18 protein-coding genes are annotated in these 23641 nt (G+C 66.7%); 6 read left to right on the top strand and 12 right to left on the bottom strand.

The features are described from left to right. Positions 1–41 precede the first annotated feature (41 nt). Positions 42–605 (bottom strand): cytochrome b, encoded by a 564-nt coding sequence (locus L0U81_RS23265; protein ID WP_233805901.1) that lies wholly within the window; start codon positions 603–605, stop codon positions 42–44. Between the two features lie 233 nt (positions 606–838). On the opposite strand from L0U81_RS23265, the gene L0U81_RS23260 reads away from it, so the two are divergent. Beyond that, the gene (locus L0U81_RS23260; protein WP_233805900.1) at positions 839–2089 is read left to right on the top strand and encodes an arsenic transporter; all 1251 of its coding nucleotides are present in this window, start codon (positions 839–841) and stop codon (positions 2087–2089) included. 23 nt (positions 2090–2112) lie between these two features. On the opposite strand, the gene L0U81_RS23255 is transcribed toward L0U81_RS23260, so the two are convergent. Then, positions 2113–2361 carry a hypothetical protein gene (locus L0U81_RS23255; protein WP_233805898.1) on the bottom strand — a complete coding sequence of 83 codons (249 nt, stop codon included), beginning with the start codon at positions 2359–2361 and terminating at the stop codon, positions 2113–2115. 308 nt (positions 2362–2669) lie between these two features. Then, entirely contained in the window at positions 2670–2891 is a 222-nt protein-coding gene (locus L0U81_RS23250) for a hypothetical protein (RefSeq protein WP_233805896.1), read from the bottom strand. Between the two features lie 250 nt (positions 2892–3141). Between L0U81_RS23250 and L0U81_RS23245 the strand changes: the two genes are divergently transcribed. The 3 genes from L0U81_RS23245 to L0U81_RS23235 are packed head-to-tail and all read left to right on the top strand — an operon-like array spanning position 3142 to position 5546. Further along, positions 3142–3435 (top strand): EF-hand domain-containing protein, encoded by a 294-nt coding sequence (locus tag L0U81_RS23245; protein ID WP_233805895.1) that lies wholly within the window; start codon positions 3142–3144, stop codon positions 3433–3435. Between the two features lie 27 nt (positions 3436–3462). Continuing rightward, entirely contained in the window at positions 3463–4176 is a 714-nt protein-coding gene (locus L0U81_RS23240) for a response regulator (protein WP_233805893.1), read from the top strand. After that, positions 4173–5546: an ATP-binding protein gene (locus L0U81_RS23235; protein WP_233805891.1), complete on the top strand. Its 1374-nt coding sequence runs from the start codon at positions 4173–4175 to the stop codon at positions 5544–5546. Before L0U81_RS23240 ends, L0U81_RS23235 begins: the two co-directional genes overlap by 4 nt. A 28-nt stretch (positions 5547–5574) precedes the next feature. Here the strand turns inward: L0U81_RS23235 and L0U81_RS23230 are convergent, their stop codons facing one another. From L0U81_RS23230 to bcsD, 8 genes are all read right to left on the bottom strand, one after another. Continuing rightward, positions 5575–5841: a hypothetical protein gene (locus L0U81_RS23230; protein WP_233805889.1), complete on the bottom strand. Its 267-nt coding sequence runs from the start codon at positions 5839–5841 to the stop codon at positions 5575–5577. 170 nt (positions 5842–6011) lie between these two features. Next, the gene (locus tag L0U81_RS23225; RefSeq protein ID WP_233805887.1) at positions 6012–10694 is read right to left on the bottom strand and encodes a cellulose synthase subunit BcsC-related outer membrane protein; all 4683 of its coding nucleotides are present in this window, start codon (positions 10692–10694) and stop codon (positions 6012–6014) included. Beyond that, complete coding sequence (gene bcsZ / locus L0U81_RS23220; protein WP_233805885.1) at positions 10685–11872, bottom strand: cellulose synthase complex periplasmic endoglucanase BcsZ; 1188 nt, start codon at positions 11870–11872, stop codon at positions 10685–10687. The genes L0U81_RS23225 and bcsZ overlap by 10 nt, the downstream gene beginning before the upstream one ends. 19 nt (positions 11873–11891) lie before the next feature. Continuing rightward, on the bottom strand, positions 11892–14459 hold the full coding sequence (gene bcsB, locus L0U81_RS23215) for a cellulose biosynthesis cyclic di-GMP-binding regulatory protein BcsB (RefSeq protein WP_233805882.1): 2568 nt from the start codon (positions 14457–14459) through the stop codon (positions 11892–11894). Between the two features lie 3 nt (positions 14460–14462). Then, a complete protein-coding gene (gene bcsA / locus L0U81_RS23210) occupies positions 14463–16670 on the bottom strand; it encodes a UDP-forming cellulose synthase catalytic subunit (protein ID WP_233805880.1) in 2208 nt (735 codons plus the stop codon). After that, complete coding sequence (bcsQ, locus tag L0U81_RS23205; RefSeq protein ID WP_233805878.1) at positions 16667–17455, bottom strand: cellulose biosynthesis protein BcsQ; 789 nt, start codon at positions 17453–17455, stop codon at positions 16667–16669. The genes bcsA and bcsQ overlap by 4 nt, the downstream gene beginning before the upstream one ends. Then, positions 17452–18210 (bottom strand): cellulose biosynthesis protein BcsP, encoded by a 759-nt coding sequence (bcsP, locus tag L0U81_RS23200; protein WP_233805869.1) that lies wholly within the window; start codon positions 18208–18210, stop codon positions 17452–17454. The genes bcsQ and bcsP overlap by 4 nt, the downstream gene beginning before the upstream one ends. Positions 18211–18318: 108 nt before the next feature. Beyond that, positions 18319–18774 carry a cellulose biosynthesis protein BcsD gene (gene bcsD / locus L0U81_RS23195; protein WP_233805867.1) on the bottom strand — a complete coding sequence of 152 codons (456 nt, stop codon included), beginning with the start codon at positions 18772–18774 and terminating at the stop codon, positions 18319–18321. Between the two features lie 470 nt (positions 18775–19244). Here bcsD and L0U81_RS23190 point away from each other — a divergent pair, with 470 nt between their 5' ends. Further along, positions 19245–20390, top strand: coding sequence for a GGDEF domain-containing protein (locus L0U81_RS23190; RefSeq protein WP_233805865.1), 1146 nt, complete (start codon positions 19245–19247; stop codon positions 20388–20390). 134 nt (positions 20391–20524) lie between these two features. Next, positions 20525–22477, top strand: coding sequence for a sensor domain-containing phosphodiesterase (locus L0U81_RS23185; protein ID WP_233805863.1), 1953 nt, complete (start codon positions 20525–20527; stop codon positions 22475–22477). Positions 22478–22547: 70 nt separating this feature from the next. Here the strand turns inward: L0U81_RS23185 and L0U81_RS23180 are convergent, their stop codons facing one another. Continuing rightward, on the bottom strand, positions 22548–23501 hold the full coding sequence (locus L0U81_RS23180) for a LysR family transcriptional regulator (protein ID WP_233805861.1): 954 nt from the start codon (positions 23499–23501) through the stop codon (positions 22548–22550). Between the last annotated feature and the right edge of the window lie 140 nt (positions 23502–23641).

Below are 23641 nucleotides of genomic sequence, written 5' to 3'. Positions count from 1 at the left end.
CAATCGACAAGGGCTGTGGCTTTCATCATGCCGTCATGTCGTTATGCGCGGGCCTTCAGAAACGGCACCATGCGCGCGAGCAATCCGTCGCGATCGACGAACTGATGCTTGAGCGCCGCGAGCACATGCATGATCACGAGCGCAAGCAGCGTGTAATTGAGCAGCACGTGCACCGTGCGCAGCGTGGCCTTCAGTGCCGAATCGGGACCGATGATCGTCGGCAGCGGCACGATGCCCAGATACACGACCTGAATGCCGGCCGCCGAGCTATAGAAGTAGCCGGAGAGCGGAATCGCGAGCATCAGCAGATACAGCAGGCCATGCACCAGATGCGCGGCGGCCTTCTGCCACGCGGGCGTCGCGGCATCGAGCGCGGGCGCGCGGTGCGTGGCGCGCCACAGCACGCGCAGCAGCGCGAGCGCGAACACGGTCACGCCGATCCACTTGTGCCACGAGAAGTACTTGAGCTTCGTCGGCGTGAAGCCGGGGATGTCGGTCATGATCCAGCCGATATAGACGCCGCAGATCATCAGTGCCGCAATCAGCCAGTGCAGGGCGATTGCCGCGCCGTGATAGCGCGCGGGAGCTGAAGCATGTATTTGCATGTGTTCTATCCGTTGCTCGCGAGAAGCCGCGTGTGAATGCGAATAGTAGGGATGTCAATTAAAGCTGACTAGGCGGGTGGACGGGAACAGATTGTTGTCGCGTTGTTGTTAATTGTGTTGAAAGACATGCGGACTGTGACGGACCGGTCGCTGTGGTAACTTGTGGCCCCGAACAACAAGCTTGCGCGCGCTTTGCGCGGCCGCCGGCATCACCCACTATCTGAACCTAAGCTGTGAATTCCGTTTTTCTTTCCTGGGGCATTGCTGCGCTCGCCACGGCCGGCGTCATCACGCGGCCGTTCAAATGGCCCGAAGCCGTGTGGGCCGTCGCCGGCGCGGTGCTGCTCGTCGCGCTCGGCCTGTTGCCGTTGCATCTTGCGATCGAAGCGATCGGCAAGGGCAGCGACGTCTATCTGTTCCTGTTCGGCATGATGCTGCTGTCCGAAGTCGGGCGCCGCGAGGGGCTGTTCGACTGGGTCGCGGTGCTCGCGGTCAATCATGCGCGCAGCTCGCCACGCAAGCTGTTCGTGCTCGTGTATCTGGTCGGCGTGGTGATCACCGCGTTTCTTTCCAATGACGCAACCGCCGTGGTACTGACACCCGCCGTGTTCGCGGCGGCGAAGAAAGCGAAAACGCCGCCGCTGCCGCTGCTGTTCGTCTGCGCGTTCGTCGCCAATGCGGCGAGCTTCGTGCTGCCGATTTCGAATCCGGCCAACATCGTGCTGTACGGCAATCACACGCCGCCGCTCGGACCCTGGATGCTGCGCTTCACGCTGCCGTCGGTGCTGTCGATCGTCGCGACCTTCGTGATGCTGCGCTGGACGCAGCGCGACGCGCTGGCCGGCGTCTGCGCGGCGAATCTCGAGGCGGTCGAGCTGTCGGAGAGCGGGCGCGTCGCGCTCGCGGGCATCACGGTAACGGCCGGCGCGTTGCTGACGGTCTCCGCCCGCCACATCCAGCTCGGCTTGCCGACCGCGATCCTCAGCACGTTGACCGCGGTCGTCGTGCTGCTCAAGGAGCGCAAATCGCCGCTGCCGATGATTCGCGAAATCTCGTGGAACGTGTTTCCACTCGTCGCCGGGCTGTTCGTGCTGGTCGAGATGCTCGATCACACCGGCGTGATCGGCACGCTCGCGGGCGCGCTGCGGCGCGCGACCGAACGCAACGAAATGACCGCGGCGGGGTGGGCCGGCGCGAGCATCGCGTTCCTCAGCAATCTGATGAACAACCTGCCGGCCGGGCTGATCGCGAGGTCGACCGTCATGCAGGCGCAGAGCCCCGAGCGCGTGATCGACGCGCTGCTGATCGGCGTCGACCTCGGGCCGAACCTGTCGATCACCGGCTCGCTCGCGACGATCCTGTGGCTCAACGCGATTCGCCGCGAAGGCGAAGACGTCAGCTTCATGAAGTTCCTGAAGGTCGGCGTGCTGGTGATGGTGCCCGCGCTCGTGCTGGCGCTTGGGGCACGGATTCTAACGGGCTGAGCGGTTGCCTGACACCGCCGTGGTCATCGCAAGCTTGCGGCGGCAGAGGCGTGAACCGTCGCGCCTGCGAGCCTGTCCAGTTGCGCGCCGAGCGAGCGCAGTCTCGCTTCGAGCCGGTCGACGCGTTCGAGTTGCGCGGGCACCATCGACAAACGGTCGAGCGCATGCAGCCGACGATGCCAGTACGACAGCGGAAAACGGTCGCGCGCGGAAAGCGCATTGAAAACCACTTCCAGGTGGGCAATTTCCTTGTCGATATCTTGGTAACTCATTACGAAGGTCCAGGAAAAGAAGAGTAGGAATGGCCGCACGAACCCCAAAAGAACAGCAAGCTCTGTTCCAACCCGCCTATATGTAGTCAATATCAGCCGTGGCGGCGCAAAGCGCCGCGTCGTGCGCGCGCCAGGCACGGTGTGCGATGGTAAGAATCGGCGGTTCGATGCAAGCCTTACGCGCGGCGCCCTACACGCCGCGGCGGCGCGCTACCTTTCAACGGGACAACGGGAATTCACCAGGCGTGCGTGCGAATCGCATGTCCTATGCTGAGTCAACGGCGCGGCAGGGCGCCGATGGCGCGCAGTCAATGCGGTGCGGCGACAATCGTCGAGGCGGCCACTGGAACGGTGAGGGGCGGTGCCGACACATACATGGGATTGATCTGCACCGGGTAGTAGACCGGCCGCGGCGGCGGCGCGTAGATCACGGCGGCCGGCAGATACACGACGACTCTCGCGTAGGCAGCGGAAGAACAGGCAAGACCGAAGGCGGTGAAAGTTGAGGCGCAGGCGGTGCGGATAGTCATTTGGGACTCCTGAGACGTTGAGAGCCGACGGATGGCAGACCGAACGATACGCAGCACACGCGCAAAGCGGAATCGCAAACTCATTTCATTCGATGTCACGATAGAGCGGCGCTGCGGGCGCCATGACATCACTCGACATGATTTCCGAATTGCGATCGCGCGGCATCTGACCAAGAATTCGGCCTGTCATCGAAACGGATCGCGGCACCCAGGCAGGCGACGCTCGATGATTCAAGCGAAGGAGTCAGTCATGAAGAAGTTGCTCGCCACCATGCTGCTGTGCTGTGCGTCCACCGTCACGTTCGCTCAGGCTGCCGCGCCGCAAGGTGTCAGCCAGCAGCGCATGGAGCGCATGGAGCAGCAGTTGCAAACGCGCTTTTCAAGCGCGAACATCACGCACGACGGCAAGCTCACCCGTGACCAGGCGGCGGCCGGCATGCCGATGGTCGCGCGTCATTTCGACGAGATCGACACACAGAAGGCCGGCTACATCACGCTGTCGCAGATCGAGGCGTTCATGCAGGAACACGCGGCGGCGCGCTGAGCGGCGCGGATATCGAGGAGCTTTCGCATGGAACGCGCGCCCAGGATCATCGTGCTCGACGACGAAGCCGAGTTGCGCAACATGCTGCTGCGTTTTCTGCGCGGTCATGGCTTCGACATGCGCGCGGCCGAGGACAGCAAGCGTCTTTACCGCTATCTGGAGCGCGAGCCGTTCGATCTGCTGATACTCGATCTGATGATCGGTGAAGAGGACGGCCTCGAAATCTGCGCGAAGCTGCGCGCGCAAGGGCACACCTTGCCGATCCTGATGCTGACCGCGAAGGGCGATCCGCTCGATCGCGTGACCGGCCTCGAAACCGGCGCCGACGACTACCTTGCGAAGCCATTCCTGCCGCGCGAGCTGGTGGCGCGGATCAATGCGCTGCTACGCCGCCAGAAGATGGCCGCGGGCGACGTCACGGTGACGTCGCAGCGCGTACGTTTCGGCGACTTCACGCTCGACGTCGGTAAGCAGGAACTGTCGCGCGCGGGCGAGACGCTCGAGATTCATTCGGCGCAGATGCTGCTGCTGGTCGCACTCGCGTCGTCGCCGAATCGCGCGGTGAGCCGCGACAACCTGCTCGCGCGTGCGCGAGGCCGCGACCATGACGCGCTCGATCGCAGCATCGACGTGCAGGTGCTGCGGCTGCGGCAGATCGTCGAGGACGATCCGGCGAAGCCGCGTTTCATCCGCACCGTGTGGGGCGTCGGCTATATGCTCGTCGCCGACGTCGAATCATGACGCGCTCGCTGTCGCGCATTCTGCTGCCGCGCACGCTGCTCGCGCGCAACATCGCACTGTTGATCGCGCTCGTGATGCTGAGCCAGATCTGCTCGATCGTCGTGCTGCTGCATTACGTGCAGCGGCCACGCGTCGAGCGCGCGGCGGCCGTGTTCGCGACTTATGTCACCACGCTGGACAACCTGCTCTCGGCGACCCCGCCCTCGGTGCGCGCCGCGCTGACTGCGCGCCTCGACGCGCGCGAGCAGTTGCCGCCGCAAGCGACCGACACGCCGCCGCAAGATCTGTTGCGCGCGTATCGCACCTATCAGCGTGACGTGTTTCTCGACAGCCTGCAGAAGCACCTGCCCGCCGACATGCCCGCGCGCTGGCAGACCGACGGCGCGCAGCGGCTGTGGATTCGCATGCATGCGCCGGCTGCGGGTTCCGATGCCGCGGCGGACTCCACGCCCGGCGCGCCATACTGGATCGCGCTGCCGATTCCCGAGGACGCGCAGGGCAGCGGCCTCGAAGCGGCGATCTTTCTGTCGTTGGGTCTCGGCGTGCTCGCGGCTCTCGCCGGCTACGCGATCCAACTGCATCTGAACGAGCCGTTGCATGAGCTCACGCAAGCAGCGCGCCGCGTGAGCGCCGGCGACATGCCGGCGCCGCTGCCGACCGACGGCCCCGCCGAAATCGCCGCGGTGGGGAGCGCTTTCAATCAGATGACGCGCGCGTTACAGGAAGCGGAGTCGACGCGCGCACTGATGCTCGCGGGTATCTCGCACGACATCCGCACGCCGCTGACGAAGCTGCGCCTGTCGATGGCGATGGCCATGCCGCAGGGGGCCGACAGCAGCTTCGTGATCGCCGCCGAGTCGTATCTGGACCAGATCGAGACGATCCTGCAGCAGTTCATGGATTACGCGGGCAGCGGCGAGCGCGAGGAGGCGCAGCCCGGCGATCTGAACGCGCTGATCGAACGGCTCGCGGGCGACTTCGCGGGGCTCGGGCACGAGTTCGAACTGTCGCTGGGCAGCTTGCCGGCCGTCCGCTATCGGCCGATCAGCATGATGCGGCTGCTGATGAACCTGATGCAGAACGCGATCGTCTACGGCGGCACCGGGCTTGCGGTGCGCACGTGGGCGACGCAAGACGCGGTGACGGTCGCGGTGTGCGATCGGGGCAAAGGGTTGACGGCGGTGGAGCTGGAGAAGCTGAAGGCGCCGTTCCAGCGCGGCCGCAATGCGCGTGCGCACAGCGGCGGAACGGGGTTGGGGCTGTCGATCGTCGAGCGGATCGCGCGGCTGCACGGCGGCGGCCTGCAGTTTCATGCCCGCGAGGGCGGCGGCCTCGAAGCGTGGGTCGTATTGCCGGTCAAGGCGGCATAACTGCGTAACGGCGCGGTGTTCTTGCCGCTCACTCCCGATCGAGCCACGCGTCGAGCCCGACGCGAAACGCGACGCCCGCGATCACCGGCACCGTCAGCATCAGGATGATGCCGAAGTTAGGGATCTCGTCGCCGTACATGTACGCGTTGTACAGCACGACGCCCGACACGATCGCGAACGTCACGACGCCCACGGCGACCATCAGGAGATTGCGCACGGAGAGGGACAGCGTCTTGCGCTTCACCTTGTCCGTCGTGCTGTGAGCGCCGGGGGCTTCGTCGTGTTGGGCAGGCATGATGGTTCTCGTGGCAAATAATGCAGCGTCGGAAGCGCTCGCGTTGGACGACGCGACCGGCATCTTACCCGCACCCGCGCGGCTCATGCAGATCGAGCCGCGCCGTTGCGGGCACCCATCCTTACCGACAATATAAGCCATTCCAGGCCGCAATTTCGGGCATCGGTCCGTCAGTTGGACAACGACAGATACTGCGACGTCAGCGGCACCGGCGGGAACGGCTGCAAGCCGGTCTGCTTGTTGAAGCTGTAGCGCACGTACACGGCCGCGAGCCACTCGCGATATTCGTAGGCATTGCCGAGCGACGCGGTTGCCCCGACCGCCAGTTGCGGCGCGAGCTGATATTCGCCGACCGCGCTGATCGAATACGACACGCCGGTCTTGCTCTGGCCGGGGTAGACCTGGTTGCTCTGGAGGCCGTCAGGAGCCGTGGTGCTGCTCGCGAATGCCGCCGCGTTGGATTGCCGGGTCGGGTCGGTCGGGAAGTAGTTCGACGGATCTTCGCGGTAATGCTGCACGCCGATCGAACCCTTCACGTCGTACGTGAACAGCTCGTAGCGGCCGGACCATTCGACCGGCAGGTTCAGGATCACGTACTGCTGCGGACTGAAGTAGCCGCCCTGGCCGTACGTGAAGTACGACAGGTTGCGGTTGTAGCCCATCAGCGTCGTGTTCACGCCGAGCGTCAGCGTCATGTCTGCGTCCTTCAACAGACGCGTGTAGACCCCGCCGCCGCCCTTGATCGCGTTGTTGCTCGGCACGTTGTAGCCCATGTAGTGCTGGTACGCCGCGTTCACGTACAGACCGCTCGTGCCGTCGTCCCACGTGAGCGCGGCGCGCGCGCCGTTCGACGTCACGCCACCCCATTCGAGCCCGGCGCTCGCATCGCGCGCGCCCGCGTACGACAGCAGGCTGTCGGTCACCGCGCGGCGCGCGATCGCCAGCGAATACGAGACCTTGTCGGTGATGCCGCCGTCGTACTCGGCGCCGCCGACGATGTTGGTCTCGCGGAACCCGATCGGCGTGACGCCGATATCGCCGTTGATGCTGCGGCTCTCGTAACCGACCGACAGCCCCACGCCACTGGCGGTCTGGCTGCCGTAGTTGTTGTTGCCGGCGGTTACGTTCGTTTGCCCCGCGAAGGTCGACACGCCCGTGCCGAAGCGCGCTAGCGTCGAGGCGCTGTTCGACGCGGTGCCGGCGTCGAGGGTGACCGGCGTCGCGGTCACGACCACATGACCGTTGCCCGCCTTGATGCGCCCCTGGATCGGCGCCTCGATGTCGGTGAGCGACGACAGGCCGTCCTCGCCCACGCGATTGCGGAAAATCAGGCCACCCGACACGGTGCTCGACTGCTCGCGGTTGACCTGCGCAAGCTCTTCGGCGACGCCGAGCGTCTGCGCATTCGCGACGTTCGCCTGCGGATTGTTCGGCGCGTTGGTGCCGGGCGGGTAGTAGGCCTGCGCGTAGCCGGCCGGCGGCTGCGGGATGTACGGCTGCTGCGCGTAGGAGCCCTGATTCGGGTACGGCTGGTAAGGCTGCTGCTGCGGCGGGTACGGCTGATAGGGCTGATACGGCTGCGCATAACCCTGCTGTTGCGGATACGGCTGCTGCTGCTGAGCATAGACCGGCGCGGCCTGGCTCGTTTTCGCGGTGCTCTTCTTCGCGCTCTTCTTGGTGGTCGTGCGTGTCGAGCCGTACGGCAGCGGCGCCGTCGATGCGGCGTTGGCCTGCGCCTCGCGCGCGGCCGGCGACATCGGCCACGGCGTCGTCGCATAACCGTCCTGCGCGCCGTACGGCTGCTGTGCATACACCGGCTGCTGCGCATAAGGCTGCTGCGGGTAGGTTTGCTGCGGATACGCTTGCTGTTGCGCATACGGCTGCTGCTGCGCATAGCCCGCGTTGTACTGCTGCTGCGGCATCGGCTGCGCTGGCGCCTGGCCTTGCCCCGGATAAGGCTGCAACGGCGCGCCCGACTGGCTCGATCCGTAGGATTCCTGCCCGTAGCCACCGAAGTTGGTGTCGGAGCGGGGGGCGCCGTAGGGCGCGGGCTGCGCTGCGGGCGCGTTATAAGGCGCCGTGGCGGGTGCCGTATAAGGCGCGACATACGGCGCGGGCTGAGGGGGCGGCGAATAGTTCGGCACGGTCTGCGTCGGCGAGGAAGACTGCGTATTCAGGAACGGAAGCGCGGGACGCGCGGCGTTGTCGGCGTCGCTCGAAGTAGCGATCGCCTTTTTGCCTTCGAATGGATTGGTGCCCGGCAGCGGCGTCGCGCCGATCTGGCTCATCGCCGTTTCCCAGCCGCGCGGCACGTTGGGGCCGGCGTTGCGGGGCGCGTTCGCTGCCAGCGGCGTATTGGCCGCGACGAGCGAGCGTTGCAGATAGGTCGCCGCGAGCGACAGCTTGCCCTGGGCGCGGTACATGCGGCCCACGGTCGCGAGCACGCCCGGATCGTTGGGCGCGAGCGCGAGGGCCTGGTTAGCGAGCGTTTCGGCGTAGCTGAACTGCTTCGAGCCTGCCGCAGCCGAAATCGCCGCCTGCAGCAGGTTCAGGTCGTCGGGGCGGCGTTGCAGCGCGACGCGGAAGCTCGTGAGCGCGTTGCGGTCGTCGCCCGCGCTCGCATACATGCGGCCGAGCGCGGCCTGCAGGTCGGGGTTGTCGGGCATCGCGGCGAGCCACGGCGCGATCACGTCGTAGGCGCTCGCGAGATCGCCGCGCTGGCGCACCGCATCGGCCTGTCTGACGACGATTCCGATGTTCAGGTTGTTGAAGTCGGTGCGCTGTTGCGGCGTCAGCTGCATGCCCTGCAACTGGCGCATCACGGCGCCGAGTTCGGCCTGCTGGCCGGCCGCCGACAGAATGCCCGCGTATTGCAGCAGCAGATCGGTGTTGCCGGGCGCCGCGCTCATCGCGCCGCGCACGAGGCCGAGCGCGCGGGTCGGGTCGCCGGCCTGCTGGTACGCGGCGGCGATCACGCCGATCAGCTCGGGGTTGTTGCCGGCCACCGGCTCGGCGGCGCGCAGGGTCGCGATGGCCTGCTGCGTCTGACCGTTGTTCGCCATGCGCGTCGCGAGGTCGGCCTGCTGATGCACCCACAGCCGATGCTGCAACGTCGTCATCGCGTCGGTACGCTGCGCCGGCGCTATGCGGTCGAGCTGCGCGAGACCGGTCGACCAGTCCTGCGTTTCCGCCGACAGCAGCGCGCTCGCGTACAGGGCATCGGTCATGTCCGGATGCGTGGCGAGCAGGCCGTCCATCATGCTGCGCGCGTTCGCGATCGCGCCCTCGCGCACGTAGATGCGCGCGAGGTCGAGGCGCAGCCAGGGGTCGTCGGGCTTGTTGAGCAGCGCGTCCTCGAACAGGCTACGCGCGGTGCCGAGGTCGCCGCGCGCTTCGGCCGCGCGCGCCTGCGCCGCCTGCGCGTCGCCGCGCAAACGGTCGATACCGCCGACCTTGGCCCGTTGCTCCGCGTTCAGCTGATTGGCGAACTGCAGCGCCTCGTCGGCGCGCCCCTGCGCGGCGAGCGCGCCGACCAGGCCGCGAATCGCGTCGGGGTTGTCGGCCTGGCGGCGCAGCGCCATCCGGTACGCCTGCTCGGCGCCGACCGGGTCGCCGTTCGCGAGCAGCATTTCACCGAGCAGCACCTGCGCGGTCACGTCCGACGGATTCAGCGCGATTGCACGCTCGAACAGCGACTTCGCCTTCGCGAACTCGCCGTTGCTGCGCGCGCCGATCGCCTCGCTCGTGTAGGTCCAGTAGGTCGCGCTGTCGAGCGCGGTTTTCCAGCGCGCCGGATTGGGGCCGCGCGAGGCGCGCTCGAGGTAGTTGCGCGCCTCGGCGAAATGCTCCTGCTTCAGTTCGGCAATGCCCATGCCGCCCAGCGCGTCGGTGTCGTTAGGACTGCTCGCAAGCACCGACGAAAACCTGGCTCGCGCGGTCACGATGTCGTCGCGGTCGAGCGCGGCGAAGCCTTCGGCGATCACGCGGCCGCGCGCGTCGGCGGCGGCGTTTTCCTGCTCGCGGGCGCGCGCCGCGCTGTCCTGCCGCACCATCGATTCGAAGCGCGCCTTCACGGCGGCGTCGTCACCGGCGGTTTGCAGGTACGACTCGTAGAGCGCGGCGTCGGACGGCCGCGCGTCGAGCCACAGCAGCGCCTGGCGCCAGCTCTTTTTCGCCGCCGCGCCGACCGAAGTGTCGCCCGCGAGCTTCTGCAGCCGTGCAATGCCGTCGCGCCGGGTCACGTCGCGATAGGTCAGGTGCTGCGCGTAGGCGAGCGCGTAACGCGGGTCGTTCGGGTTGTCGCGCGCAAGCTGTTCAAGGCCGCGTCGCGCTTCGTCCCAGCCCTGCGGCGTCGCCGACAGCGCCTGGTAGTACTCCAGCTGCAACTCAGGCGTGGCGGGCTTGCCGGCGAGTGCGTGCTGATACTCCTCGACCGCGCTCGCGCTCTGGCCGGCCTGCGCGAGCCGGCGCGCGTCGGTGATCGTCTGATCGCGCGGGCTCGTTTCGCCGAGCCGGCGGCCGAGCTCATCGAGATTCGGGTAGTTCGGCGCGGCAGCCTTCAGGCGCGCGAGGTACTGCTGCGCGCCGGCGCCGTCCTTGCGGTCGGCGAGCACCATGCCCATGCCGAAGAGGGCGTCGGGCTGCTTCGGGTCGATGCTGAGCACCTTCAGCCACGCCTGCTCCGCGAGGTCGCCGCGCTGATGCGACTGCCAGTACTTGCCCTGATCGATCAACACGGTCAGCGGATCTTTGGTCGCCTGCGCGAGCGCGTCGGGTGCGGCCGTGGCCACGCAGAAGACCGCGCCGACGGACAGCGCGATGCGCAGCGACACCGCGAGAACGTTCAATCGCATGCGCTCCTCCAGGCGGGCACGAGACGGCCGGCTTCATCGAAGTGGTAGCGGCCATCGATAAACCCCGTGCCGAACAGACCCAACACACGATCGTAGTACACCGGTTCGCGGCCGGGCACGCTCGCGTCGAGCGCGGCGAGCCGCGTGCGCGCAAGGCCGAGACCGTGCTCGTCGCCCAGCGCCTTGAAGTACGGCGCGAGCGCGCCCCAGTAGCTGAGCGGGCCTTCGCCGCTCGACGCGCCGGTGGTGGACGACACCTTCTCCGGCGGGAAGCCGTTTTGCGCGACCTTCGCGCGCATGCCGCCGAGCGCGGCGAGCCAGGGCTTGGCGAGCGGATCGGCGGGCGACGCGAGGCCGGCCCACAGATAGACGCGGATTGCGTCGTAGCTGCCCACGTCGCCGTTCTTCGGATCGACGACGAACCGGCCGTTCTGCCAGGCCGCCCAGTCGGGCGCAAAGCCTTGCGGCGAGACGGTCCTGACGAACTGCCAGGCGTTGTCGGCAAGCTTGGCCCACGGGCCGTCCGGCACGTCGTGCGCGAGCGCGCGCAGCACCGGCAGCGGCAGATAGCTCGGATTCAGGCGCGTCACGTCGCCGATCCTGAAACCCTGTGCTCCGGGCAGCAACATCGGGCCGAGGCCGGGAAGGTTCACGATTTCGTCGCGCGCGATGCGCGCGGCGAGCGCTTCGCCGAGCTGCGTGTAGGCAGTGTCGTGCCACAGGCGGCCGGCCTGCAGCAGATCGTAGGCGATCCACAGATCGGAATCCGACGCCGAATTCGCATCGAGCACGCCGTACGACCCGTCCGGCTTCCTGCCCCATTGCCATGCCGGCAGCCGCAGGTTCTGCGCGTCGAACTGATTGCCCGCGAGATTCGCGCGGGTCCAGCCGAGCAGTTTGTCGAAGGTCGCGCGGTCGTTGGCGACCAGCGCGAAAAAGAGCGCGTAGGACTGGCCTTCCGAGGTGGTCTGCTGGGTCGGCGTCGAGTAATCGATCACCCGGCCGTCGGCCTGCACGAAGCGTTCGACGAAGCTGCGCCAGGCGCTCCACTCGCCGCATGCGGCGCCGTTCTGCGCGGCCTGGGCGGCGCCGCTCAAACCCGCAAGACTCGCCGACGCCGCCATGCCGATGCCGAGCGCCAGCGCAAAAGAGGTTCTTCTGTTGATCCGAAACCGCATACGAGTCATATCCGTTCCATCAGTCCTTCAGTCGACGCGCGGCGATCGCGCGCAGCGTCCTGTAGCACAGGCCCGCGAGGATCAGCGCGGCGAGCACGCCGCCGAACAGCAGCAGCAGCGGGTGCGACGACAGCGCCCAGCGCAGATACTCCTGCGGTGACAGACGGCCGACATAGTATGCGGTGCCGTTCGACGTGATGGTGACGTCACGGCCGTGAATCACGGCCATCGCGCCTTGAATCTTCGGCAGCACGTCGGCGTCGAGCAGCGCGGCGGACAGATCCGCGTCCGACTGGCCGGCCGCGCTGACCAGCGCGACCGCGCTGCGGCCTCGCTGCAGTGGTGACTCGAACCCGGTCAGCAGCGCCGCGCCGCTCGAGCTGACCATCGTCAGATCGGCGCGCGCGGGCGTGCGCTCGACGCCGCGCTCGCCGTGCCACCAGTCCTGCAGCTTGAACACGAGGTCGGTCAGCTGGAACGTGTGCGCGGCGCCGTCGCTCGCGAACGGCATCGACTTCGACCAGCGCTGCAGCAGCGGCTGCTTGCCGGGCGCGCCGAATACCAGCAGGTCCTTGTCCGCGAAGCGATCGATGTCGGCCGCATGCGTGACGCTCACACCGGTGACCGGAAAGCCGGTCGATTCGCCCATGCGGCCCATCGTCAGCAGATACAGGCTGTAGTCGCTCGGGTCGGCGTCGTCCGGCAGCACGACGGCGGTCTCGGAGAGGTCCGCCATCCGCGTGAACGGGAAGCCGCTGTTGGCGAACGCGGCCAGATCGGGCAGCGCCATGTAGTGCGGGAACGAGGACAGGTCGATGGTCGAGTTCGGATCGATCGCGCCGACCACGTTTTGCAGCATGCGGCCCGCGCATTGGCCAGTGTTCGGGATGTCGTAGTAGAAGTGCAGGCGCAGCTGCGTGCGCGGCGTCATCAGGAGGGGCGGGATACGGATGTTGCGGCGCGCCTCAGCGGTGCCTTCGGCCGTCACGAGGTTGAAGTAGCGGCTCAGCTCGAAGATCGAGGCCGCGCGCGCCGGAATCGGCAGCGCCTGGACGAAGCCGTTGTTCACGCTGATGTTCAGCGACGAGCGGTCACGCGCCGGCCGCACCGTGTACCGGTAGCGCAGGTCGATCGGCGCGCCGCGCGTGTGCCACATGAACAGATCGGGCGGCACGCGCATGTTGATGCGCACCGCGTCGGCGTCGTAGCCGAACACGGTCAGGTCTTTCGGATCGGCGAGTTCGCCGAAGCGAACGGCGCGGTCGGTCGACAGCCAGTTCGGCGCGTCGTACGGCACGCGCGGCGTGATCTCGTTGAGCGACGTAATCGTCGCGCTCGTACCGGACAGCGTGCTATGGCCGATACCGAGCGACTTCGCGGCAGTCTTCAGCTCGGCTTCATCGCGGCCGAGCACGAGCAGCAGCTTGCCGCGCGCGCTCGCGTCGCGCTCGACCACGGCGATGGTCGGGCCGGTGATCTCGGGAATCGTCACGCCGGCCGGATGCTGGTCGCTCGTCGCGAACACGACCGCGTTGCCCGTTAGCGGCGCGTTGTCGAGCTGCACGGGAAACACCGCGCCGCGATAGCCGGCGAGCGAGCCGAACCACGACGCGACGATGCCGGCCGCTTCCAGCGTGCCGTTGCCCGGCTTCTGCGCGAACACGAACGGCAGTTCGAGGCGGCGCACGTCGCGGCGGTCGAAGAACGGCTGCGGCAGCGCGGCCAGATCCGCCTTCGTCGCGAGCGCCGAGTAGGTCAGGTCGAGCGAGCTCGCGTTGCTGATCGTCGCCCACAGCGACGAGTTCGCGGGGTCTTCGCAGGCGGTCGTGTAATGGCCGATCAGCTGCAGGTTCAGGTGATTGAAGTCGGTGATGAAGCGCGGATCGATCGAGATTTCGCGCGCGACCAGCATGCCGGCCTGCTCGTGCGGCAGCGGCAGTGTCGCCGCGACTTCGCCGTTGACCAGCACCTTCAGCTGCGACAGGTTCGCCAGCAGCGCGGGCGAGTAGCTGTAGATCAGATGCAGCGTCGCACCGGTCACGACCTCGTCGCCGCGCACCGAGAACGCGATGCCGTTCTGGGCGTCGACGCCGCGCAATTGCAGTGGATCGAGCGCGCCGAAGTCGGCGAACGTCAGCGTCTGCCGGCGCCCGCCCGGCACCAGCAAGCCAGGCTCGGCGGTGGTCGGGGTGCGCACCCCGAGCTCCTTCACCGATGCCGCCGCGAGCGCGGGCGTCGGCGTGGCGAGCGCGCCCTGGGCGATCGCGTTCGGATCGAACGGCACGGCGGGGCTCGGCGCGGGCACGTTGCCGACGCCGGTCGCGACTTGCGCGGTCTGCGCCGCGCCAGCGGTTGCCGCCGCGTCCGAAGCAGGCTTGGCCGCCGGGGTGGCCGCCGGGGTGGCCGCTTCAGCCAGCGGTGCGAACGACGTCAGTGCGGTCTGCAGCGCGAGCCAGCAGGCGACGCCACGCATGACTCGCCCCGAGCGCGCGGAGCCCTGGCGGGCAAAAAAGCGCGATTGGGATCCAGTGCCGTTGCGCCCGTGAGCCGGGCGTTCGAGATTGTCCTTCGCCATCCTGTTGCCCATAGATCAGTCTTTGGTTTTTAGCTTCTTGACGTCCGCTGGACGGCTTTTGATCGAACTGCGCAAGTCGTCAGACAGATGCTCGAACAGACCCGCGATGCCGCGCACGCCGACCCGCAGCACGTGCGACAGACCGCGCAGCGGCGTGTCGGTCTCGCGACCTTCGGCCCAGCCGGTCCACGCATCCGCGCGGGCGAAGGTGGTCTTCACGAACTCGTACTCCTGCTCGCGCGACATCGACGAAAAGCGCAGCCCCACGCGTCCCGGCTCGGTAAAGCTGACGGTGGCGGGGAACGCGTACTCCTCGTCGCCGCGGAACAGCGACACGCTCACGCGCTCCTGCATCGGCACTTCGATGCTGCTGGGCAGCGCGACGCCGACGCCGCCTTCCGAGTAGTCGATCGTTTCGCACGCGAGCGTGCGGCCGGTCGAGAACTTCAGCATCACGGGCATCTTCATCGCGACGCGGGGCACTGCGCGGATCTGGCGGCGCTCGCTCGCGGCGGCCACGCTCGCGCCGAGGATCAGCATGTTGTAGCTGGTCCACGCGAGATTGAGCAGTGTGGTCTCGACGATGCTGCGCACGTGCCAGTTCATGTAGATGTGCACGAGGCCCGCGAGGAAGCCGAGCAGGTTCAGCAGCAGCAGGAACAGATACGGCCGCGAGATCGACCAGTCGAAGTAGCTCTTCTCGATCACGCCGCCCTTGGCCGTCACGTTGAACTTGCCGAGCTTCGGGTTGATCAGCGCGAGCAGCGTCGGCGCGGTGATATACGACGCGAGCACCGACTCATACACCTCGGCCCAGAACGAATGGCGGAACAGGCGCTGCATGCGCGAGTTCGTGATGCTCGCATGCATCATGTGCGGCAGCGCGTAGATCGCGATCGTGCTGGCGGCCGCTTCGATCACATGCGCGCCGAAGAACAGATACGACAGCGGCGCGGTCAGGAACACGAGACGCGGCACCCCGTAGAAGAAGTGCATCATCGCGTTCAGGTAACAAAGCCGCTGGCCGATCTTGAGCCCCTTGCCGGTCAGCGGATTGTCGATGCGAAAGATTTGCGTCATGCCGCGCGCCCAGCGGATGCGCTGGCCGATATGGCCCGACAGGCTTTCGGTCGCGAGGCCGGCGGCCTGCGGAATCGCCAGATACGCGGTGGTGTAGCCGAGGCGGTGCAGCTTCAGCGCGGTGTGCGCGTCCTCGGTGACGGTCTCCACCGCGATGCCGCCGATCTCTTCGACCATGCTCCGGCGCAGCAGCGCGCACGAGCCGCAGAAGAACGTCGCGTTCCACAGGTCGTTGCCGTCCTGCACGAGGCCGTAGAACAGCTCGCCTTCGTTCGGCACCTTGCGGAAAGTGCCGAGGTTGCGCTCGAACGGGTCGGCGGAGAAAAAGTGGTGTGGTGTCTGCAGCATCGACAGCAGCTTGTCGCGCAGGAACCAGCCGAGGCCGATCTGCAGGAACGAGCGGGTCGGGATGTGATCGCAGTCGAAGATCGCGAGGTACTCGCCGCTTGTGATCTTCATGGCCTCGTTGATGTTGCCGGCCTTCGCGTGGCGATTGTTCGTGCGGATCGTCCAGTTCACGCCGACTTCCTCGCAGAACGCCCTGAATTCGGGGCGCCGGCCGTCGTCGAGCACGTGGATCGACATCTTGTCAGCCGGGTAGTCGAGCGCGAGCGCCGCATAGATGGTCGGCTTCACGACGCTGAGCGGTTCGTTGTAGGTCGGGATGAACACGTCGACGCTCGGCCACTCGTCGCGATTGGCGGGCAGCGGCAGCGGCTTGCGCTTGAGCGGCCATGCGGTCTGGAAGTAGCCGAGCATCAGCACGAGCGTCGAGTAGAGCTCGGCGGACACGAGCAGCAGACCCCAGACGGCGTCGAGCGGATGTTCCCAGTACGTCGTTTCGGTCAGGCGCCAGTACATGTAGCGGCCCGACGCGACGATCGACAGCATGATCATCACCATCGTCGCGTAGCGGCCGGGCAGACGGCGAAACAGCAGCGCGAGCACGAAGCAGAGGGTCGCGAAGGTCAGCTGTTGATAGAACTCGAGCGGCACCGTGAACACGAAGTACAGCATGTACAGCGCGACCAGCGTGACGAGCCCGGTTACGATGCGGCTGTTCCAGAAGCCCGCTTCGATGAAGCGCTCGAACCGCGACGGCTCGCCGCCCTCGGGCTCGCGCGAGGAGGCTGGGAAGCTCAAGCGACGCTCCTTGGCTGGGCGGTGATTGCGTCGAGCGCCGCCGTGAGCCATTCGCCGCACGCGCGGAAATCGGCGGCGGCCTGGCTCAGTGGATCGTAATGGATCAGCGTGGTGTCGCAGGCGAGCGCTTCACTGACGCCTTCGTCGAGATGGATCACGCCGGGGAACACCTTGCCGGCGAGCATCTGGCGCAGCACCTTCAGGACGTCTTTCGTCAACTGGCGGGACTGGTCGATCTGGTTGACCACGTAGCCGACGCCGCCGAAGTCCGCGCGCGGCGCCGCGTAGGTTTCGATGAGCCGCTCCATCAGCGGAATGGCCGCGTACGACGCGGCATCGGCGAGCACGACGTTCAGCGCGAAGGTGGCCGCGCTCAGCGCGGCGCGCACGTAGGTCGACGAGCCGGGCGGCGTGTCGACGATCACGATGTCGGACGGGTCGAGCCGCAGGTTCTGCAGCGACTGCGCGAGCCACTGCGGATGCTGGTCGATAAGCGCCTCGAAGCGGCGGCGGTCGTCCTCGAGCAGGGCGCCGTACGGCAGCACGGTCACGCCGTCGATGCCGTCGTACATCGCCGTTTGCCACGGGTTGCCGGAGAGCGTCGCGCGCGACAGGCCGTCGATGCTGTCGAGCGGCACGCCGAAGTGCAGACGCAGCGCGTTCTGCGGATCGAGATCGAGCGCGATCACGCGCCGGCCGCTGCTGGCGAGCACGGAGGCGAGATTGGCGGCCAGGGTGGTCTTGCCGACCCCGCCTTTGGCGGACACCACGGCGACGATTTTCATGAGCGACGCGGACCGTTGGTGAGCCACGAGCCGAAGCCGCCGCGCGCGGCGCCGGCGGGTGCCTGGGCGCCCTGGGCCGGCGTGCCGCGCAGACGGTCGAAGACCGACTCGAGCGACGCGGTTGCCGGGGCGGGCGCGGCCGTTTGCGGCGACGCGGACGGGGACTGCGCCGCAAACATCTTGCCGAGGATCGACGGCGCCTCGGCCGGTTGCGCGGGCGGGGCGCGGAACTGAAATGCGGAAGAAGGGCTCACGGGCTGCACGGCAGGCGGGATCGGTGCCGACGCAGCAGCAGCCGGCGCAACCGGAAGACCCAGACCAGCCGGGTCTGAAGATGTCCCGCCCGCCGGCGCGCGCGCAGTCGCCGCGTCGGGCTCCTGGCCCGTGCCGAAGCGCGACGCGCCGCTCGGCGTCGCCGGCTGGGCGGCGGTCACCGGCACCGGCACCGGCGGAATGTCGCGCCGGTGCTGGCGCGTGAACAACGGCGCCTTGGCGCGTGTCACCGATGCCAGATCCTTCGGCGTCGTGTCCTCCTGGAGGGCGGCCCGCGGCGCCACGCTCATCGGCGGCTGCGCTTTCGCTTCGCGAAGCTGGCCGATTGCCGGTATGGCCGGTTGCGTCAGGTCGAGCGTCACGAGCAGCGGCCAACGGGTTCGCGCGCTGCGCGCGTCGTTTTCGCGGCCGATCTCCTGGTACGCGTTGGCGTCGCCGCCAAATTGCTCGAACAGCTTTTCGATGTCGCTCGATGAACTCATGATGCCGTCGTCTCTTCCAAACCCTGCATTGCCCCGAACCGACTTCTCGGGGTGCTATCTGCTTGAACTACCTTCCCCGACTCCGCGCGGCGAGCGCGGCGCCGCCGCTCAGGCGGGAAGTCGGCCGAGACGGAATTCGAGCGAGCTGTCCTCGCCGAACGCGCTCGTCTGCACGACCTTCAAACCCTGCGCACCCAATGCGCTCAACCACGTCTGATAGACGCCTTCGAGAAACGCCGGCGTCCAGGCGAGCGCCGATTCGCCGAACGCGGGCAGCGGCGCGCAAAAGTGAGTGATCCGCAGCGACTCAGTCTCGTCTGCGAGTGCGACGTAACCCCAATCCATCTGACGCCAGCAAGCATTCAACACCTGCTCGAGCTCGGCCGTCGACGCACAGGCGGGCAGCGGATGCGCGAGCGCGAAACGGCTGCCGACGCGATGCATCAGCTCACGCAGCTCGGCGCGTCCGATTTGCGCTTCGAACTCGCTCGCTAGTGCGCTCAGCATGCCGCGCCATTGCGGCGAGATTTGGCGTTCCAGCAGATAGTCGAGAATGGGGACCATGTTTTCCGGAAGGGGGCGCTGCCCGTTGCAGATCGGCAAACGTGGCAGTCATTGAATATCGGAGTGGTTCGGCAATCGCGCGCCGGCTATGGCATTTTTGCCGAGTTGTCTAGTGTGCCTGGCACACATCGTCATAAGTTTACTTAAGACATTAACTTTTAGCCACCTTCCATTCGTCATCCGAGACGCATATTGATGCGCATTGGAGACAAACGATTACGCAATTTTTGTTGCTTCAAAGAAATTGAAACGTTTGCCTTCGCTTGATGCCACAAAAAGCTTGCGCGGCTATAGGTCAATTAAGGGACAATTCCGGCTTGCTTTCAGCTTTATGTTTTTCATCTTGTATGCAACGGGCAGCGAATCGCGCGAAGTTTCGCGCTGCGCATTAATCGCGCGAATTGAATTGCGACAAGAACCGATGCAAAGCGCGCCGCTCGCGTGCCGTCGTTCGATTCAAACATTTTGCAATGCTCAATCCACTCACCATTCTGCTGGTCACAATTCTGGCGGATGCAATCGCGATGGCCGTGCTGTACTCGCTGAGGCGCGCGAAGATTCCGGGTGTCGGCTACTGGTTCGCCGCCAACGCGCTCGCGGTCGTCGCGCTCCTTGGCACTGCATTGCAGGGACATGCGTCGCCTTGGCTCACGCACGTCGCGGCCAACGTGCTATTCGCGCTCGCGCTGCTGCTCCTGCTCGAAGGCTGCCTGCGTTTCCTCGACCGCGAGACGCGGCCGTGGCCCGCCTATGTCGGGTTGGTGCCCGTGCTGGCCGGCATGATCTACTGGACCTTCGTCGCACCGAACTTCAATGCGCGGGTCGCGCTGGTGTCCGCGTATCACGCAAGCCTCTATGCGGCGCTCGGTCTGCTGATGCTGCGCGGACGCCCCGCCAACCGGCCGCGCTACAGCTTCTACTTTCTGGCGAGCGTGGCGCTGCTGCTGTGCGTCGGCCACTCGACGCGCGGCATCATGTACGGTTTTCACCTCCTCGAGCAGACAAACCTGACGCAGGTATCGGTGCCCAACATCGTGTTTCTGGCGCTCGGCATTCTCGCGCCGCCGTTCCTGTCGATCGGTGTCGTGATGCTCGCGCATGACCGCCTCGCGGAGCGCCTCGAGCGGCTCGCGAACGTCGACGATCTGACCGGCGCGCTGTCGCGTCGCGCGTTCCTCGAAATCGGTGGCGGGCTGCTGAATGCGTCGTTGCGCACCGGCATGCCGGTCGCGATTGCGATCGTCGACATCGATTCGTTCAAGGCCGTCAACGATACGCACGGCCACGCGGCCGGCGACGAGGTGCTCGCGCACTTCGCGGCGTTCGTCGCGCGCGAGCTTCGGATCGGCGACGTGTTCGGGCGACTCGGCGGCGAGGAGTTCGGCGTGCTGTGCCCGGCGACGACGGCCGCCGAAGCGGTCGTGCTGCTCGAGCGGTTGCGCACGCGCTTCGCGGCCGCCGCGCCGGGCGATCTGCCGCGCGGGCTGCGCTACACGTTCAGTGTCGGCGTCGATCAGCTGCGCAGCGGCGAATCGCTCGCGCAGATGATGGCGCGCGCCGACCGCGCGCTGTATGCGGCGAAAGCGGCGGGGCGCGATCGGGTGATGACCGCATAGTGGGACAAGAGCCCGTCTTTGCAGCAAGCAGGTGCCGAATTGTTACGTCACCCTGCGTTAGCCATAAATGTTTATCAAACGTTTGCCGATAACCACTGGCGGAGTGACTGGAATCCCAGCCTGATCAACCCTTTATGTCTGCTATCCCAACGCAGCACCCGTCCGAGCCGAGCTTGCGCGAGCGCTTTCACCAGCGCTCGCTCGACCATCAGCGGCCGCTTTCCGTCGTGACGATGGCCTTCACGGTGGTCACGTTCCTGTGCATGGTGGCGGCGCGCGAGCTGGTCGGCATTCCGGCCGCACCGCTCGGCTACCGGCTGCAGTGCGCGCTCGTGCTCGCGCTGCTGGTGCTGGCGATCCCGCTCGCGAAGTCGACGCGGCTGTTCGGCGCGATCGGCGTCGCGTACGAGCTGGTGCTGATTGGCGGGCTCGTGCTGAATGCGAGTGGCGTCGCGCATCCGTTGGCGTGGCTGTTGCCCGCGCTCGTCGTGATACCGATCTGCGCGGCGCCACTGTGGCTCACGCCCGTGCATTTCCTCATCGGGAACGCGCTGTTCTACGCGGCGGCCATCGCGCTGCTGCTTGGCCAAACTCATGCGCGCGAGGTCGACGCGGCCATGTGGACCTGGGTCATCGCGATCGGTGCGCCAACGGCAGCGGTGTTCCATTTCGGCTTCTACCGTTTCCGCCGCAATCACTTTCTGCTGGAGAGCCAGCTTGCGCAGCTCGCCGCGATCGAACGGCCGGACGGTCATCCGGCCGCGAGCCTGGGCGTCGCCGGGCACCGGCGCGGCGAAAGCTTCACGGCGTTGCTCGAGAGCGAGCCGCCGCTCGACGCGTTCGCGCCGCGCGCCCAGGGCGACGACTCGCGCGCGGGCGCGGCGCGTTATCGCTGGGAAGACTTCTCTCTGATCTCGCACTTCCAGCCGCTCTACAGCCTGTCGCATCGCAAGCAGGTCGGCTTCGAGGCGCTGCTGCGAGGCGAGCATGACGACGGCACGCTGGTGCCGCCAGTCGTGATGTTCGCGCCGAAGCTGTCGAGCGACGAAGGCGCGCTCGATCGCGCGAGCCATGCGGTGCATCTCGGCAATGCGCGCCGCGCGCTGCCCGGCGATGCCTGGCTGTTCCTGAACATTCTGCCGGCCACCTTCATTGCCGACGGCTATGCCGACCAGTTGACGAAGATCGTGCGCGCCGCGGGGCTCGAACCCGAGCGCGTGATTCTGGAGATTCTCGAATCGCATGGCGGCAGCGTCGACGATATGTCGCGCGCGGCGGCGCGCTATCGCCAGCACGGTTTTCTGATCGCCGTCGACGACTTCGGCGCGGGTCAATCGAATCTGGACCGGCTGCTGCGCATCCGCCCGGACCTCGTGAAGCTCGACGGCGAGCTGATTCGCGCGACTGCGCATGGCACACAGCAGCCGATCCTGCCGAAGCTCGTGTCGCTGCTGCACCAGGCGGGCATGCTGGTGGTCGTCGAAGGCGTCGAGACGGCCGAGGAGCTGATCCTCGCGGTCGAATCGAACGTCGATTTCGCACAGGGCTATCTGCTCGGCCGGCCCTCGACCGAGATCGCGCCGCCCGAGTCGGTGCACCGTCAAATCGACGAAGCGTTCGACGTGATTGCGCAGGGCCGCGCGCATCAGCATGCGCTGTTCGAATCCGAGGTGCAGCCGTACCGGCTCGCAACCCTGCACGCAGCCGACGGCTTGCGCGCCGGCACCGAGATGGACGACGCGTTCGCGCCGCTTGCCACCCTGGAGCGCTGCATCAGCTGCTTCATTCTCGACGACACGGGCCGGCAGATCGGTCACGAGGTGCGCGGGCCGGCGTGGTGCGAGGACACGGCGTCACTGCAGCCGGTCGCGAATCCGCGCGATGCGCGCTGGGATCATCGGCCGTACTTCCGCAATGCGGTGCTGCAGCCCGGCGAGGCGATCACCAGTCACCCTTATCTTTCGCTCGCGAGCGGGCGGCCCTGCATCGCTGTGACGCTGGCGCTGCAACTGGCGAGCGGGCGCTGTGTGATCGGGGTCGAGCTGGATTGGTCGGCAAGAGGGTTGCCGTGGCCGGCGGGCGAGTAGGGGAAGGGGGCGGGCATGGAGCTGATGCCTCGGCGTTTAGTCTTTTCGTTACACCACGCTATCGACGCCTTTAGGCCGAAAACGCCCTTAGCTCAGCGACAGGAACGTGCAGCGACTCGTCACGCGCAAAAACGTCGAGCAGGTATTCAACCGTTGCCCGTACACGCGGTGCCATCAATGCCCGGTGCGGGTACTGCAACACCATTTCGTAGCTCCCCGGATGGTGAACATCACCGAGGACGACCTTTAGCGTGCCGGCGCGCAGGTGCGGCCAGGCGTGGTGCACGCCGACCTGAGCGATTCCCATATCGGCGAGTGCGCCCTGAATCAATGCCTCCGGTGCGGACACAGTCAGCACCGCAGAGGCAGGTTCGACAGCGTCCAGGCTGCTGTCCGGGCCGACGAACGTCCACGGCGAAATGCGCCCGCCAAGGAACCGTCTCGCCAGCAACTGGTGACGCCCGAGGTCCGAAACGGCATGTGGCACGCCATACCGTTCGAGGTAACGCGGCGAAGCGACCAGGGCCATGTTCAGGCGGCACACCGGCCGCGAGACCAACGCGGAATCGGGAATCTGTCCTCCGCGCAGCGCAAGGTCATAGCCTTCCTGCACCAGGTCGATGCGTCGATCGTCGAAATCCACTTCGAACGAAAGCGCGGGATGGCGCGCCATCAGACCCGGCAGAGCAGGCATCAGCTGGTCGCGTCCGAAAGCCGCGCTCGTCGAGATGCGGACGCGCCCGCCCGGCTCCACGCGACGCGCCATCACTGTGTCCACAGCCGCATCGAGGGCGACCAGCGCAGCGCGCGCCTGAATAAGGAACGCTGCGCCTTCGGAGGTGAGCGTAAGCGTTCGCGTGGTGCGGTTCATCAACCGCACGCCGAGCGCGCGCTCGAGGCTCGCCACGTTCTTGCTGACCGCCGCGGACGATACCCCCAGCATTCTTGCGGCGGCCGCGAAGCTGCCGAGATCGGCAGCCCGGACGAACGAAAGGATGGCGCGAACGCGGTCTGCGGATTCCATGGCGGCGAGATACGGCAGTAAGGGAGGATCGACTTTCCGCTAGGCCTTTACCGGCCGATTATCAACCTGAAGTTATCAGTATAACGACCCGACTGGTGGTTCCGCAGGGGAATGGTCACGTCGATAATGGTTGCAGATTA

This window comes from Paraburkholderia sp. HP33-1 (assembly GCF_021390595.1).
Classification (GTDB): Bacteria; Pseudomonadota; Gammaproteobacteria; order Burkholderiales; family Burkholderiaceae; genus Paraburkholderia.
Note: the sequence above shows the minus strand (reverse complement) of the source record. Positions and strands in the feature narration are given on the sequence as shown.

Bases quoted from the DNA above. Each gene is read 5' to 3' on its own strand.
- L0U81_RS23185 (WP_233805863.1), top strand. From the start codon at position 20,525: ATGTCTGCTATCCCAACGCAGCACCCGTCCGAGCCGAGCTTGCGCGAG.
- L0U81_RS23265 (WP_233805901.1), bottom strand. From the start codon at position 605: ATGCAAATACATGCTTCAGCTCCCGCGCGCTATCACGGCGCGGCAATC.
- L0U81_RS23245 (WP_233805895.1), top strand. From the start codon at position 3,142: ATGAAGAAGTTGCTCGCCACCATGCTGCTGTGCTGTGCGTCCACCGTC.
- L0U81_RS23240 (WP_233805893.1), top strand. From the start codon at position 3,463: ATGGAACGCGCGCCCAGGATCATCGTGCTCGACGACGAAGCCGAGTTG.
- L0U81_RS23250 (WP_233805896.1), bottom strand. From the start codon at position 2,891: ATGACTATCCGCACCGCCTGCGCCTCAACTTTCACCGCCTTCGGTCTT.
- bcsQ (WP_233805878.1), bottom strand. From the start codon at position 17,455: ATGAAAATCGTCGCCGTGGTGTCCGCCAAAGGCGGGGTCGGCAAGACC.
- L0U81_RS23230 (WP_233805889.1), bottom strand. From the start codon at position 5,841: ATGCCTGCCCAACACGACGAAGCCCCCGGCGCTCACAGCACGACGGAC.
- L0U81_RS23180 (WP_233805861.1), bottom strand. From the start codon at position 23,501: ATGGAATCCGCAGACCGCGTTCGCGCCATCCTTTCGTTCGTCCGGGCT.
- L0U81_RS23235 (WP_233805891.1), top strand. From the start codon at position 4,173: ATGACGCGCTCGCTGTCGCGCATTCTGCTGCCGCGCACGCTGCTCGCG.
- bcsB (WP_233805882.1), bottom strand. From the start codon at position 14,459: ATGGGCAACAGGATGGCGAAGGACAATCTCGAACGCCCGGCTCACGGG.
- L0U81_RS23190 (WP_233805865.1), top strand. From the start codon at position 19,245: ATGCTCAATCCACTCACCATTCTGCTGGTCACAATTCTGGCGGATGCA.
- L0U81_RS23225 (WP_233805887.1), bottom strand. From the start codon at position 10,694: ATGCGATTGAACGTTCTCGCGGTGTCGCTGCGCATCGCGCTGTCCGTC.
- bcsP (WP_233805869.1), bottom strand. From the start codon at position 18,210: ATGAGTTCATCGAGCGACATCGAAAAGCTGTTCGAGCAATTTGGCGGC.
- bcsD (WP_233805867.1), bottom strand. From the start codon at position 18,774: ATGGTCCCCATTCTCGACTATCTGCTGGAACGCCAAATCTCGCCGCAA.
- L0U81_RS23255 (WP_233805898.1), bottom strand. From the start codon at position 2,361: ATGAGTTACCAAGATATCGACAAGGAAATTGCCCACCTGGAAGTGGTT.
- bcsZ (WP_233805885.1), bottom strand. From the start codon at position 11,872: ATGCGGTTTCGGATCAACAGAAGAACCTCTTTTGCGCTGGCGCTCGGC.